Source organism: Clostridium sp. K04 (genome assembly GCF_019734375.1).
Taxonomy (GTDB): Bacteria; Bacillota; Clostridia; order Clostridiales; family Clostridiaceae; genus Clostridium; species Clostridium saudiense.
Window position 1 is genome coordinate 137,343 of the sequence record NZ_JAASHD010000002.1, and the last position, 14,444, is coordinate 151,786.

Consider the following 14,444-nt stretch of genomic DNA (forward strand, 5'->3'; position numbering starts at 1 on the left):
AAACTAAATTATGGAAGAGAATGGGAGGTAAATTATGAGTGATAAAATGACCCCTATATCATTTAAAGAACTTTTAAATCAAGCTATTAAAGAATATAAAAGAGAAAAAACTATATATTATGTACCAGTATCAAAAGAAAGAATTAAAAGTCCAATAGGTCCAGCTGCAGGGCCCCATACGCAATTAGCTCAAAATATATTAGCAGCTTATGCAGGTGGTGCAAATCACTTTGAATTAAAAACAGTTCAAGTATTAGAAGGTAAAGAACTAGGTATTTTAAAACCTTGTATTTATGTAGAAGGAGAAGCTTATAATACTGAATGGTCTACAGAATTAACTGTACAAGAGGCTTTAGAAGAATATATAAAAGCATGGTTTTTACTTAAATTAATTTCAAAAGAATTTAATTTTAATGATGAAAATGATTTTGTTTTTTATATGAGTGTGGGATATGACTTAAAAGGTATTAAATCAAAGAAAATAGATAACTTTATTGAAGGGTTAAAAGATGCTTCAAACACAGAAATATGGAAAGAATGCAAAAAATATTCTCTTGAAAATTTAGATCTGTTTGAAAATGTTACAGCAGAATATATTGAAAATATAACACCTAATATTTGTAATACTATAACCTTGTCTACAATGCATGGATGTTTGCCAGAAGAAATTGAAAAAATAGCAGAGTATTTATTAAATGAAAAAGAATTAAGTGTGTATATAAAGTGTAATCCAACATTAGTTGGATATGATAAAGCAAAGGAAATATTAAAGGGGCTTGGATATGATTATGTTGTTTTATCAAAAGAAGCTTTTGAACATGATATTTCTTTTAAGGAGTTAACTGATATTATTAGAAGATTAATTAAAATTGCAGAAAATAAAAACTTAGTTTTCGGAGTTAAATTAACTAATACATTTCCAGTTAAGATTACAAGAAATGAATTACAGGGAAATGATATGTATATGTCTGGTCCACCACTTTACCCATTTTCAATAAATGTTGCAGCTATGATAGCAAAAGAATTTAATGGCGATTTACCAATTTCATATTCTGGGGGAGCTGATGTAAATAACATAAAAGATATTTTAGACACCGGAATTTATCCAGTTACAGTTTCAACTTTGTTATTAAAGCAAGGGGGATATAAAAATATTACAAGATTAAACGAAAAATGCAAGGATTATAAGAGAGGCAAGATTACAAAGATTAATGTAGAAAAATTAGAAGCACTTGCATCTAAATCAATTTCAGATTTTAATTATTCAAAAAATATTAAAAAGAAGGCTGAAATTAAAGGTGGAGATTATAGCGAGTTTTGCTCAAAGTGCAAAAACTGTGTTGATGTCTGTCCTAACAGGAGTAATAAGTTAGTTAATGTGGATGGTAAGAAATATACAGTTCATATTGATGATTTATGTAATGAATGTGGAAATTGTGCTTTGTTTTGTATTTATAATCATAGTCCATATAAAGAAAAGTTTACTATATTTAGTTCAAAAGAAAATTTCGATAATAGTAAAAATAATGGAGTTTATTTAGATAAAGATATGTTTTTAAGAACTAATAAAAGAGATGTTTCTATAGAAGAAGCTAATGAGTATAAGAAAATTTATAAAGCAACAAGGAGAGATATTTAATGAGTTTTGAAATAGTAAGCTATGAGAGAAAAAAAGAAAAAGTTTCTGTGAAACATTTAGGATTAGAGACTGCAAAAAAAGTACAAAGATTTCACTCAAGCTTTCCAATTTATAAAAAAACACCTTTAGTAGAATTAAATAATTTAGCAAAGGAATTAAAGGTTAAAAATATTTATGTTAAGGATGAATCATATCGTTTTGGTTTAAATGCCTTTAAGGTGCTTGGAGGAAGCTTTGCTATTGGAAATTATATAGCTAAAAAGTTAGTTGAGGATATTGAAAATATGCCTTATGAAAGAATGATTTCTAAAGAAGTAAGAGAAAAGCTAGGAGATTTGACTTTTATTTCAGCTACGGATGGAAATCATGGTAGAGGAGTGGCTTGGACAGCTAATCAATTAAAGCAAAAATGTGTGATTTATATGCCAAAGGGAAGTGCAAAAGAAAGATTAGATAATATTCGTGCTGAAGGGGCAGAAGCTGAAATTACAGAGTTTAATTATGATGATGCAGTTAGATATTCTAATAATTTGGCAGAAAAAAATGGATGGGTAATGGTTCAAGATACTGCTTGGGATGGATATGAAGATATTCCAACTTGGATTATGCAAGGATATACTACAATGGCTTATGAGGCTTATGATCAATTAAATGGAGTAAAGCCAACACATATTTTTGTACAAGCAGGAGTGGGATCTTTTGCAGCTGCAGTACAAGGCTTTTTTGGTGATGTTTATGGTGAAGACAGGCCAATTACAACAATAGTAGAACCAAATGAAGCAGCTTGTATTTTTAAAACTGCTAAAGCTAATGATGGTAAAATTCACCCAGTTACAGGGGAGATGAAAACTATTATGGCAGGGCTTGCTTGTGGGGAACCAACAACAGTAGGATGGAGAATTTTAAAAGATTATGCTGATAACTTTATATCTTGTCCAGATTATGTAGCAGCACAAGGAATGAGGATTTTAGGCAATCCATTAAAAGGTGATGAAAAAATAATTTCTGGGGAAAGTGGAGCTTCAAGTTTTGGATTTGTAAGTGAAGTTTTAAGAAATAAAGATTTAAAGTGGCTTAAAGAAGAATTAATGCTAGATGAAAATTCAGTTATTTTATTTTTTAATAGTGAAGGAGACACGGATAAAGAAAATTATAGAAAAATAGTATGGGATGGAGAATATACGAGGTAAGAAATAATAAAAAAATTGATAAAAAATAAAAGTGCTGTAAAGCTTGATATTTCAAGTTTTATAGCACTTTTCCTATACTCTTATAATACCACAAAATAGCGAAAATTTCAAGTCTAGTACTTGTGTAGCAACAGTAGTAAGCTATATGAGAGGTGATAGGAATGAGTGAAAATTTTGCTTTAACTATTCAAAATATGAAGAAAAAACAATTAGCAATGGAAATAAAAAAATGTAATGAAATTACAATGAAATATGGAGTTACATTGTCAGATACACAAATTGAAAATTTAATTAATAAAAGAAGTGAGGATTTACAAGGGATAGATTTTATTAATGAATATCTTACAAGATTATTATTTGAAAATAAGTTTTGTAATAACTTTGAGAAAGAAAAAATAATAGGAATTTTAAACAGTTATTGCAAAGATTATAAAGGATTATTAATAAATATATTTGAGCCAGTACTTACAAATGTCATAGGATTAGATTTAGTAGAAGCAGATATATTTGAATTAGAAATGAAAAGTTATGAAAGAGAAGTACTATTATATACTTTCAAAAATATGACTATAAAAGAAATAGAAGAAGAACTTATAAAAGCAGCTAATAATGTATGTAATAAATTAAAAATAGTTAATAACTTTGAAGTTAATTATGTAAAAATGACAGCTTTAAACTTACTTCCTAGAATTGAAGAAGGCATTAAAAATAATAATTTAGCAAATATATTTTTAAGTTATAAAATAGAAGAAGATAAGTTAGAAGATATCTTTGTAGATAATAAATCTATGGATGATGAAAGATTAAGAAAGTTAATAGACGAAATAAGAGTTTGCAGATTTACTAGTGATAAGATAACAATTATTCATAATGAAGTTAAAAGTTTAGAGGATTTAGTAGAGATTTTAAATAATTGTATTTGGGAAGATGAAGTAGAGGAATTAGTTAATAGTCTTAGTAAAGAGGAAATTGAGGCGTTAAAATATTATTTGAATAATAAATTAAATGATAATATTTCAAATACAGGTTGGGAGCAGAAGTTTATTGAAGTTATAAGTAACTTTTAATTGTGGTAATTGTAAGGTTGAGATGTAGTAATTTAAATATCTTAGTTATTTTGAAGCATACTATTTTTAAGTAGTGATAATAAAGGAGGATAATATCATGAATATAAAAATGGTATGTAGTGTAGATAATGAAACTAAAGAAGTACAACTGCCTATAAGAAGAGGAAGAACTTTTAAAAATGCAAGGTCAAGTTTTAGATAGGGATACAAAGGGCTATATTGAAGGGGCAGATATAAATTATTATGATGAGCAAGGAAATAAGATAGAAAATATATTTTTATTAAATAAACAATTACAAAATGGTATTAGATAATAAGGAATTGGTATAATTATTGCCAATAATCTGAAAGAGTTTTTAGAAATAACTGATAACTGGAAAAATAATCTCAAATTATACAATGAGGTTATATTTTATTTATTTGAATTAGCTTCTAAGCGGATACTTTGAATTACAAGTTGATTTTCGTCATAAAGGGTTAAGAAAACAGCGTTTTCTGATGAAACGTTCTGTACAAAATAAGTTTTATCTTCTGAAAAGTTAAAATCAGACGATTTATAAACACCCTCTGTAAAGATATTTTTAGTAAATGCAGGTATTGAAATAAATGTAGTAGATATTAATCCAATTAAAATCAGAAATATAGCAATATATTTTTTCATAAAATAGCCTCCTTTCAAGATTATTGTGTGTAATACAAATGAGAATATTCAAGTTTAGAATAGTGGGTGGTAAGAATTAAAAAGTTAAGGTTTTAATAGTTAAGAAAAAAGGATTTATAGAAGAGTTAATATACAAAATATGGTATAATTGTGCTATAGATAAAATAAAAGGGGAAACGAGAGAGTACAATGAGGTTGAATGTTGAACAAAGAAGAATAATTGAAAACAAACCTAATGGTCATGTACTAGTTAAAGGGGTAGCAGGTTCGGGAAAAACTACAGTAGCAGTACACAAAATACCATTTTTATTAAAAGATTATACTTATGAAAAAGATGATAAAATCCTTGTTATTACATATAACAAATCATTAATAAATTATATTAAATATATATATGAAGAAATAGAAAGAAATAAAGAAAATGAACAATTAACATTAGGAATATATGAAAGCGGAGATAAGGACAAGCTATATATAGAAACTATTGATAATATGATGTTTAAGTATTTTACTTCATATATTAAAGAAGAAAAGCTAGAAAAATTAAGAGTTGCTACTGAAAAGCAAATAAATAAAGCTATGGTGGAAGCAATAAATGTAGTAAAACAAGAGTATGAAAAAGTAAACGTACTAGATAGAAAGAATCTTACCTTTATTATAGAAGAAATAAGGTGGATGAAATCCTGTAATTATACAGACATTGAAGAATATCAAACAATTGATAGAATAGGAAGAATATCAAATAATAATGTGGAATCAACACACAAATTAAGAAAGAATTCTAAGATAAGAAAAGCTATTTTTGAAGTAATGATTCAATATAATGATAACTTAAAAAAAGAAAAGCTAGTAGATCTTCAAGATGTTGCATTAATGGCATTAAAGCAAGCAAAAAGGGAAGTTGGAGAAAAATACACTCATATTATAGTTGATGAAACACAAGACTTAACAAGAGTACAATTAGAATTTATTAAAACATTATATATGAATAGAAGCTATTCTAGTATGTTATTTGTTTCAGATACAGCACAAAGCATTTATCCAGAAGCTTGGCTTGTAAAGGGAAGAAGCTTTACTAGTATAGGACTTGATATGACAGGCAAATCTACATCACTATCAAAGAGTTATAGAACAACAATGCAAATAGCATATGCAGCATATAGTTTAATTGAAGATGATAAAAATATCCTTGAGGATGATAATTTTGTAAAGCCATCATTAATTGATAAACAAGGGGTTTATCCAGTATATAGAGGATTTAAAAATAAAGTATCAGAAGCAGAATATATTGCTGAAACAATAGAAAATGAGCTAAAAAATAAGTATGACTACAAAGATATTGCAATAATAAGTAAGTTTAAAAATCAACTTAAGGATATTAAGATTTTCTTAGAAAAAAATAATATTCCTTATAAAGAACTAGAAAGTAATGAAGAATTAGATTTTAATGAAGATTGTGTAAAACTTCTTACTATGCATTGTGCTAAGGGGTTACAGTTTAAGGCTGTAATAATAGCTGGACTTAATGATAAAATTATTCCTTCAAGAGATTTTGCAAATGAATTTGAAGATAGTGATTTTGTTGAATCTATAGATAGAAGATTATTATATGTAGGAATGACTAGAGCTACAGAAGAGCTATTTTTAAGTAGTTATGGAAATCCATCTAAATTTATTAAAGATATAAGCTGTAAGTATTTAAGAATTAATTCTAAGTGTAATTTTAGAAAATTACATAGGATTGATATTGATGAGTATTTATTTACTTATAAGATTGACGATATTTATAAAAGTGAAGAAATCACAAGACAATGGATTATTAGTGAGCTTATGAATAGATATGGATATCCTAAGGATTTAATAGATGTTGAAGTTAAAGTTAATATAGAAGCTAAGGCTGAAGTAGTTGATATTGTTGTATATGTTTATGAAAATAAAGATAAAGTACCATTTATTTTTATTAAGAGTAATAAATTAGGAGCAGGAACAGAGAGTGAAATTAGTCATCTTAAGATATGTATGAATATTTTTGATACTGTTAAGTATGGTGTTGTTACTGATGGAAATGAAATTGTCATTATTAATGATGATTTTGAAGAAGTTGATGATATTCCATCTTTTAATAAGAGAATGATTAGTAGTGTGAATTTAGTATAAATAATATATTAAAAGTAGCCCCAATAATATATGTAAACCAATAAAAATGTATAGATGATACTAAGTTAAATATATAGGAATTTTATTAAGGTATTTTGAATATATAATATGGAATTAATAAATAGTTTATTAGGAGAGAATTATGAAGGAGACAGTAAGAGTAACCAAATGGGTTGCTGGAGGAATCGAAGCTTTATTAGGAATTCCAGTAATAGGTGCAAGTATAATAATAGGATTAGTATGGGTACCATTAGCAGCTATGCTAGCATTCCATATTGTAAATTTAGTATTATCAAAAAAGGAGGACTTGCCTATAACAGGTAGTATTTTAGGGATTGTAGGTAATGCTCTTGGATGGATACCATTTTTAGGAATGATAATGCATATCTTAACGGCTGTATTTGTAATGATGGAAGCTTATAAAACTAAAGTTGATTAATATTGAGATTAAGGAAGAAACCATAGTTATTGCTAGGGTTCTTTTTTCATATTTAGATTAGTTTTAAATTAAATATTATTTATATAGTGAAAAAAGAGTTAATATGTTTATGCAAATAATAAATATACTAACTCTTTTTGCTTATATATTTTATAATTTTATAAATTTATATTTTAATAAAATATGAGTTAAATAATTTAAGTAGTTATGCGGTAACATATATTTACTGGTTTTCTTAATAATATAAAAAAAGTTATAAAAATTTAATAATGATTATAAAAAACGTATAATAATAAGAAAAAATATGATATAATTCGAGATAAGATATGAAAAAAGAAATGAGATAGTTATTTTTATAAGGAAATTTGTTGAAAAATAAATATAAAATTGATGGATGATGAAAGGTAAAAAGTAATGAAAACAGAAATTATAAGGTTAGCAGATGTAATTAATACGATACTTCAGAGCTTAGTACTAGTTTTGATTCCCAATTTTTGTACTAAATATAGAGATAAAAATAGTAAATTAAAGATCGGACTTTTAATAGCGAATTTTTGGCTTATTATTACTTTAACAACATATTTAGTAGGAAGTTTAAGTATAGGAATAATTTTTACTCATTTGGTATTAATACTTATGGGAATAATTGTATTTAAAAAGGACTCATTAGGAGCAACTATTTCTATATCTATTGTATATTTATTTATAAATATTAATACACTTATTATGTCTAATTTATTTTTATATTTCAAAGGTGGGATTCCTACTGAGAAGTTAGAATTTGCATATATAATGATTACATATGTACCATATTTTATAGTGGATATTTTTATATTATTGAGAAAAGACTTAATTTATAGAATTTACTTATTTGTTAGAAGTAAAAACTTATCTATGATGTCATTAATAATAACTACTGTAGTAGCTGATTTGGTAATAGTTTATAATTTTATAGTATATGATATAGATAACCTAATAATTAAGAATATCATATTTGTAATGACAGGGTTATTTATTATGGGAATTATATTATATTTTGCAAGTATTGAAAAAAAATCAAAAGAAATTATGTTATTAAATAAAGAATTAGAAGAAAAAATAAATGATTTAAAGAAAGTAAAGCATGATTATGGTTCTCAAATTTCATATTTATATGGATTGTGTCTTATGGGGAAATATGACAAGCTTACGGATTCTTTAAAGTCCATAATAAATGGACATGACAATATTATATCTGAAGTTGAAATATATAATAACGATTCAATTATTTCTATGATAGTTAATGGTATAAAACATAAAGGTATTAATATTTTTGTTGATGAGCAGGCTTCATTAGAAGATATAAATGTATCTGAAATGGAGATACAAAGGATTGTTTCAAATATATTAAATAATTCTGTAACAGCTATGAATGAAAAAGGTCTTATTATAGTTAGAACTTATTATAGTCTTAATAGTGTTGTTATTAAAATACAAAATAATGGACCTAAAATTGAAGATGAAATAATAGATAAGATTTTTGATGTTGGATTTACTACAAAGGAAAACAGCAATAAGGAGCATGGACTTGGATTAGCTATTGTTAAAGAGATAGTAGAAAGAAATAATGGTAAAGTATCAGTTTCTAGTAATGATACAATTACAGAATTTATAATAAAGATACCTGTAAAGATTAGTGTATAAAATTTAATGAAAAATAGAAATAAGCCGTATTTAGATTAAATTTAATAATTAAATCTGAATACGGCTTGTTTATTTAAGCTTATTTATATTTAAAGTAAATATTTTATGAAAAGTTGATAGGAGATTATTTATTTCCATACTCTTTTAGCTCCAAATAATTCTTGAAGATATCCAATAAGTGAAATAGGTGACATTATCATTTGATAAAAGAGAATAAATGTAGTAAAACCTAATTTATTTTTACGAACTTTTAAATTTAATGCTTTAAAGAATATTTTTTGTTTAAAGTAAAAAATAATAAATGTTAATAATGTTATAGGTAATACAAGAAGCATGATAGGTCCTACTATGTAAAACTTTCCGAATAATGCAAGTACACATCCTGGAATGAAGAATATAGTATAAGATAAATCCATATAAGGAATTAATAAATCAATACCAGTTAAAAATTTTAAAAACATATTTGGTTGTTGCCAAGGTTTTACCAATCTTAATCCTTCAATCATTCCTCTTGCCCATCTTGAACGCTGTTTATAAAAATGAGAAAACTTAGTAGGTACATCTGTAAATGAAACAGCTAATGGTTCAAAATAAACTCTATTATTTTTCATTAACATTTGCCATGTTAATACAATATCTTCTCCTATAGCATCAGACCATCCATCAAGACTTTTAACTAGTTCAGTTTTATATATGCTAAAGGCTCCTTGAGCAACAAGGGTTCCTTGGAATAATCCTTGCATTCTTTTGATAGACATAATAGATAAGAAATAATCCCATTCTTGTATTTTTGAAAGTAAATTATCTCTACTATTTCTAACTAAAACACTACCTGCAACAGCTGCAATATCTGAAGGGGCAGAATTTATTCTTGATACTAAATATCTTATTGCTTTTGAATGTAATAATGTATCTGCATCTAGAGTTATAACATACTCTGTATTAGCAAGTTTTAATCCTTTATTAAGTGCATTGAATTTACCAGGATTAGGTTCATCTATACATTTAACATTTTTTAAATTTAGCTCTTTTGCAGCTCTATATACTTCATTTACAGTATTATCACTAGAATTATTATTAATTACTATAGTATTAATTTTTCCTTTGTAATCTTGTTCTTTTATTTTAGAAAGAGTATTATAAATACCATTTTCTTCATTATATGCTGCAATTAAAATAGTTACTTCATCCATAGGATCATCATTTTTAAATTTAGGTTGCTTGTCCAATAATATACTAGCTAGCAAAAATGCATTTATAAATCCAGGAATGTATGCAATTCCAGTAATGATAAATAATGCTATAAATAAATTAGTAACACTTGCTAAATCTTTAATCCAATCTTTTGATAGATAAATAGAGAATAATGCCCAAAGTATCGAAAAGGTAATAGCTATTATGAATTTAGCTTTTACAGATATATATATAGTTCTTTTTGGAGTGGGACCTTGTTTATTGTTTGAAATGATGTTTTCATAGTTCATTAATTAGTAACCCTCCTTAGGGGATTGACAAAAAATATAGAATTTCATAATTGTAAAATAATTCTTAATTTTTCGACAACTATATAAAATAATTTAGCAGAGTATAGATAATTATGCAATGGAAATGATTTGTACAAAAATAGTTTGGTAAATAAATACCCAAATACATATATTTTTGTTAAACTACCTATAGTGATAAAATGTATGTTGTATAAATTGAAATTTTAACTTAAGGGGGAATTTTTAACTAATTTAAGAACTAGAATTGGTTAAAAAATAAGGAATTTAGTCTTGGAGTGATATCTGTTTATATCTTCTTCTTAAAGAGATGGAAGTATTACAACGGCTAGGTATAAGATAAAGAATTAAGATTCATAAAATATAACAAAGTAATTTATAAAGGAATGATGGGATGAGCTCAATTAAGTGTACACTAAGAAAAGAAACAAAAAATGAAATAGCTAAATACATAGATAATGAATTTATTAATGAAACAATAAAAGAAATTGTTAAATACATAAAAGAAGTTAATAAAGTTCAAATAGATGATTCAAATTACAATAAGTATGATATAAATTCAAAGGTCGATTTAATAGATAATGGACCATTTAATATTTATGATTATACATATGTGAAAGATTTTTTATATGAAGTATCATGGGAAGGTTCATATATTGAAGACTTAAAAGAAATTGAAGAAAATGATGATGATACACCTGTATATAAGTATGAGCCAAAAGATATTGCTACTGTTATATATGAAAAAGTAGCAACTATAATGGAGCAAAAAAAAGGTGAATTATATAAAAAATTTAAAAGTAAATATAATGATGAATTCATATGGAATAGTGTTAGATGGTATAAGAGAACTAGAGATGGAAAAGTATATTATGATTTAGATTTAGAAGAATTAAATGATGATAAAAAAAGAAGTATAGAAGAAAAAATAAAAGTAGAAATAGGAAACGGATTTAAAACAAGATGGGGTGCAGCAGTTGCAGTTAAGGTAGCACCATTAGAAGAAAAACTTTTATTAGATATTTATGATAAGGGCTGTGTAGCACTTGGTATTGCTAATGATTGTTATACAGAAATTGTAGAAGAAGATAAAAGTGATGATGAAGAAAAATTAATAAAGCTTATGATAGAAAGCTGTGAAGAGGCAAGTTCATCAACAAAAGGAATAAATAGACTTAAAGTTAAGGTTGTTAATTCAATTGATAAAAGATTAGATAATCTTATTAATGTGAATATTTATAAGACAAAAGAACATATGAATTTATTTTTAGAAGATGCTAAAAGTATGGTCTTTGGATATTATAAAAGTGTTAATTTACCAGGCTTTAGAAGAAACCTTGTATCTAAGGAAGATAAAATTAATGAAATAATAAAAAGAATTGCAGTAGTTGAAAATATTCTTTATAAGGAATATTTAAAAGAAAATGAAAAAGCACCATCTATTGATGAAATGATAGAGTTTAAAGAATGTATTCCTTGGATATGTATAAAAGGTTTAGTATGGACATCAGAAAATATCTATATTAAAAATAAAGCAAAAGATGAAATTCAAGAAATAATTTTAGATAATCCAATATATGAATATAAAGAAACTAGAGAGATGAAAAGACATTTTTATCTTCATGTTGGTGAAACTAATACAGGAAAGACACATGCAAGTATTGAAAGACTTATGGAAGTAGAAACTGGGGTTTATTTAGCACCATTAAGGTTATTAGCTCTTGAAATTCAAGATAAGCTTAATTCAGAAAATATATCTTGTTCATTATTAACAGGAGAAGAAGAAGATATTATTTCATATGCAGGGCATGTATCATCAACAATTGAAAAGCTACAGCTTGGAACTCCTTATGATGTATGTGTTATAGATGAAGCTCAAATGATTGCGGATAAACAAAGAGGATGGGCATGGACAAGAGCTATAATAGGTGTAATGGCTCCAGAAGTTCATATATGTATGGCACCAGAAGCAAAGGATGTAATAATTAAGCTAATAAAAGATTGTAATGACACATATGAAGTTATTGAACATAAAAGAGATACGGAACTGATATTTGAAGATAAAAAGTTTGATTTAAATAAGGATGTTAAACCAGGAGATGCATTAGTTGTATTTGGTAAAAAGAAGGCGCTTGCAGTTTCAGCACAGCTTCTTAATAACAATATAAAAACAAGTATAATTTATGGATCACTACCATATTCAACAAGAAAGAAACAGTTTGAAAGATTTTTAGATGGAGAAACAGAAGTAATAGTATGTACAGATGCTATTGGAATGGGAGTAAATCTTCCTATAAAACGTATTGTATTTTTAGAAACAAGAAAATATGATGGGGTGTCCCTAAGAAAATTAAATGTTTCTGAAATAAAGCAAATAGCAGGAAGAGCAGGGCGTAAAGGTATCTATAATAAAGGTTATGTTGCAACTATGAGCGATCCTAATTTGATAAGAGATGCATTAAAAGCAAAAACAAAGAAAATTGAAAAATGTTTTATAGGAATACCAGATTCTATTCTTGAAATAAATATAGATCTTGTAGATGCTTTAAAAACATGGAGTACAATGCCTGTAAAAGGATATTATGAAAAATCAGATGTAACAACAATAATTTATCTTTTAAATAGATTAAAGAAGCTTAATATAGAGGCTTCAAAAGAAGAACTTTTAAAAATGGCAACAATACCTTTTGAAGAAAATAATAAGGCAGTATGTGCATTATGGGAAGAGTATTGTAAGATGTATAGTTCTGGAGCAGTAAATTTAAAGAAGCCAGTACTTAAGAAAAATGTAAGTTCAAAGAAGGAGCTTGATGAACTTGAATGTTATTATAAGTCATTAGAATTAAATTATTCTTTTGGTAAGAATTTTAATATGATGATAAATAATAGATATATTGCAATGGAAAAGGAAGATACAGCAAATAGAATAAATGAACTTCTTTTAACTAATCTTTTAGATCATGAAAGAGTTTGTATAAACTGTGGTAAAAAGTTATCTTGGGATTATCCAAGTGAAAGATGTAGAGCTTGTAAGGAATTGATGAATGATGGTAAGGACTTTAGATATAAGAAAGTATTTAGGGGAAATAGCAGAAGAAATGGATTTAATAGGGGTAATAGAAAAAGAAGAGATAGATATTAAATTGAAGCTTTCTTAAGATTAAAATTTATGTTTAAGAAAAGATATGTTTAGGCTATAATAAAAAGTAAGAATAAGAGTGGTAAGGAGGGGTAAAATGGATATTATTAAAGATTATATCTACTCTGAAGAGGATTTTGAAGAAATTCAAAAGAATTTTAATGGTAAAGCAGAATTTGATAATGGGTCAATATTTTTAACTTCAAATACGTCTATTGAGCATAATAGGATAAAAAGGAGAATATTATCTAAACTTGATGACTTCTTTAAAGGGTCAAAATGTGAGCCTTTTGATGAACAAATAGAAGTAATATTTCAAAGCAAAGATGAATTATATAAATATAAACCCGATATTTTTGTAATGTGTGAAAATGCTACTACAAAGGGAGAAAGTTTTACTTCAGTTCCTAAAATTATATTTGAAGTAGTTTCTAAAAGTACGGCATCTCATGATTATATAACTAAACTTGCAGTATATCAAAAGTTTAAGGTAGAAGAATATAATATTGTAGAACAAAGTGGGAAAATTATACAGTACTCTTTGGTAGATAATCAATATATTATTTCTGATGTTTATAAAAATGAAGATGAATATGTTAGTACAGTATTTACTGATTTAAAAATAAGTTTAAAAGAAATATATTAGTTTAAGAATGGTTTTGATTATTATTGGATTAATTAATGGAAAATACTTGACAACTCAATAATGGGTAGTATACTAAAATTATAAAAAAATGGAAATATTCAACAAAGGTGTTGAACATATTTTATATATGTCAGCACCTTTGTTTTTTTTATTTTTTTAAGAAATATAAAAAATAATGAATATAAGTTTTAAAAGTGTAGTATTTGTTAAATGTAAACAAATTTATAAATATTACCAAAAAATATGAATCTGTTAAGTTGATATGAAAAAATAGCTTGATTTTTCATAGAATTGCTCGCTCTTTGAAAATTATATAAGTTT

At 26.0% G+C, this 14,444-nt stretch carries 10 protein-coding genes and 1 pseudogene; 9 read left to right on the forward strand and 2 right to left on the reverse strand.

Going from position 1 to position 14,444, the window contains the following annotated elements:
* Positions 1 to 34: 34 nt before the first annotated feature.
* From HCG70_RS01735 to HCG70_RS01750, 4 genes and pseudogenes are all read left to right on the forward strand, one after another.
* Positions 35 to 1,639: a selenate reductase gene (locus HCG70_RS01735; RefSeq protein WP_195951516.1), complete on the forward strand. Its 1,605-nt coding sequence runs from the start codon at positions 35 to 37 to the stop codon at positions 1,637 to 1,639.
* The gene (gene dpaL / locus HCG70_RS01740) at positions 1,639 to 2,829 is read left to right on the forward strand and encodes a diaminopropionate ammonia-lyase (protein WP_055292254.1); all 1,191 of its coding nucleotides are present in this window, start codon (positions 1,639 to 1,641) and stop codon (positions 2,827 to 2,829) included. The genes HCG70_RS01735 and dpaL overlap by 1 nt, the downstream gene beginning before the upstream one ends.
* 161 nt (positions 2,830 to 2,990) lie before the next feature.
* Positions 2,991 to 3,896 (forward strand): DUF6179 domain-containing protein, encoded by a 906-nt coding sequence (locus tag HCG70_RS01745; protein WP_154820759.1) that lies wholly within the window; start codon positions 2,991 to 2,993, stop codon positions 3,894 to 3,896.
* 97 nt (positions 3,897 to 3,993) lie between these two features.
* Positions 3,994 to 4,210, forward strand: a pseudogene (locus HCG70_RS01750) (hypothetical protein).
* Between the two features lie 98 nt (positions 4,211 to 4,308).
* On the opposite strand, the gene HCG70_RS01755 reads toward HCG70_RS01750, so the two are convergent.
* Positions 4,309 to 4,557, reverse strand: coding sequence for a hypothetical protein (locus tag HCG70_RS01755; protein ID WP_042395636.1), 249 nt, complete (start codon positions 4,555 to 4,557; stop codon positions 4,309 to 4,311).
* A 189-nt stretch (positions 4,558 to 4,746) separates the two neighbouring features.
* Here HCG70_RS01755 and HCG70_RS01760 point away from each other — a divergent pair, with 189 nt between their 5' ends.
* From HCG70_RS01760 to HCG70_RS01770, 3 genes are all read left to right on the forward strand, one after another.
* Positions 4,747 to 6,714 carry a UvrD-helicase domain-containing protein gene (locus HCG70_RS01760; RefSeq protein ID WP_195948882.1) on the forward strand — a complete coding sequence of 656 codons (1,968 nt, stop codon included), beginning with the start codon at positions 4,747 to 4,749 and terminating at the stop codon, positions 6,712 to 6,714.
* A 142-nt stretch (positions 6,715 to 6,856) separates the two neighbouring features.
* A complete protein-coding gene (locus HCG70_RS01765; protein WP_042395531.1) occupies positions 6,857 to 7,153 on the forward strand; it encodes a hypothetical protein in 297 nt (98 codons plus the stop codon).
* A gap of 414 nt (positions 7,154 to 7,567) precedes the next feature.
* Positions 7,568 to 8,836 carry a sensor histidine kinase gene (locus HCG70_RS01770; protein WP_260457712.1) on the forward strand — a complete coding sequence of 423 codons (1,269 nt, stop codon included), beginning with the start codon at positions 7,568 to 7,570 and terminating at the stop codon, positions 8,834 to 8,836.
* 128 nt (positions 8,837 to 8,964) lie between these two features.
* Here the strand turns inward: HCG70_RS01770 and HCG70_RS01775 are convergent, their stop codons facing one another.
* Complete coding sequence (locus tag HCG70_RS01775) at positions 8,965 to 10,320, reverse strand: glycosyltransferase (protein WP_221697425.1); 1,356 nt, start codon at positions 10,318 to 10,320, stop codon at positions 8,965 to 8,967.
* A 412-nt stretch (positions 10,321 to 10,732) separates the two neighbouring features.
* On the opposite strand from HCG70_RS01775, the gene HCG70_RS01780 reads away from it, so the two are divergent.
* Together HCG70_RS01780 and HCG70_RS01785 are read left to right on the forward strand one after the other, a co-directional pair.
* Positions 10,733 to 13,480 (forward strand): DEAD/DEAH box helicase, encoded by a 2,748-nt coding sequence (locus tag HCG70_RS01780; protein ID WP_154820760.1) that lies wholly within the window; start codon positions 10,733 to 10,735, stop codon positions 13,478 to 13,480.
* Positions 13,481 to 13,574: 94 nt separating this feature from the next.
* A complete protein-coding gene (locus tag HCG70_RS01785; RefSeq protein WP_055292086.1) occupies positions 13,575 to 14,123 on the forward strand; it encodes a Uma2 family endonuclease in 549 nt (182 codons plus the stop codon).
* Positions 14,124 to 14,444 lie beyond the last annotated feature (321 nt).

Excerpts from the sequence above, each read along its gene's own strand:
- HCG70_RS01745 (WP_154820759.1), top strand. The coding sequence starts at position 2,991 with ATGAGTGAAAATTTTGCTTTAACTATTCAAAATATGAAGAAAAAACAA.
- HCG70_RS01755 (WP_042395636.1), bottom strand. The coding sequence starts at position 4,557 with ATGAAAAAATATATTGCTATATTTCTGATTTTAATTGGATTAATATCT.
- HCG70_RS01785 (WP_055292086.1), top strand. The coding sequence starts at position 13,575 with ATGGATATTATTAAAGATTATATCTACTCTGAAGAGGATTTTGAAGAA.
- dpaL (WP_055292254.1), top strand. The coding sequence starts at position 1,639 with ATGAGTTTTGAAATAGTAAGCTATGAGAGAAAAAAAGAAAAAGTTTCT.
- HCG70_RS01735 (WP_195951516.1), top strand. The coding sequence starts at position 35 with ATGAGTGATAAAATGACCCCTATATCATTTAAAGAACTTTTAAATCAA.
- HCG70_RS01760 (WP_195948882.1), top strand. The coding sequence starts at position 4,747 with ATGAGGTTGAATGTTGAACAAAGAAGAATAATTGAAAACAAACCTAAT.
- HCG70_RS01765 (WP_042395531.1), top strand. The coding sequence starts at position 6,857 with ATGAAGGAGACAGTAAGAGTAACCAAATGGGTTGCTGGAGGAATCGAA.
- HCG70_RS01780 (WP_154820760.1), top strand. The coding sequence starts at position 10,733 with ATGAGCTCAATTAAGTGTACACTAAGAAAAGAAACAAAAAATGAAATA.
- HCG70_RS01770 (WP_260457712.1), top strand. The coding sequence starts at position 7,568 with ATGAAAACAGAAATTATAAGGTTAGCAGATGTAATTAATACGATACTT.
- HCG70_RS01775 (WP_221697425.1), bottom strand. The coding sequence starts at position 10,320 with ATGAACTATGAAAACATCATTTCAAACAATAAACAAGGTCCCACTCCA.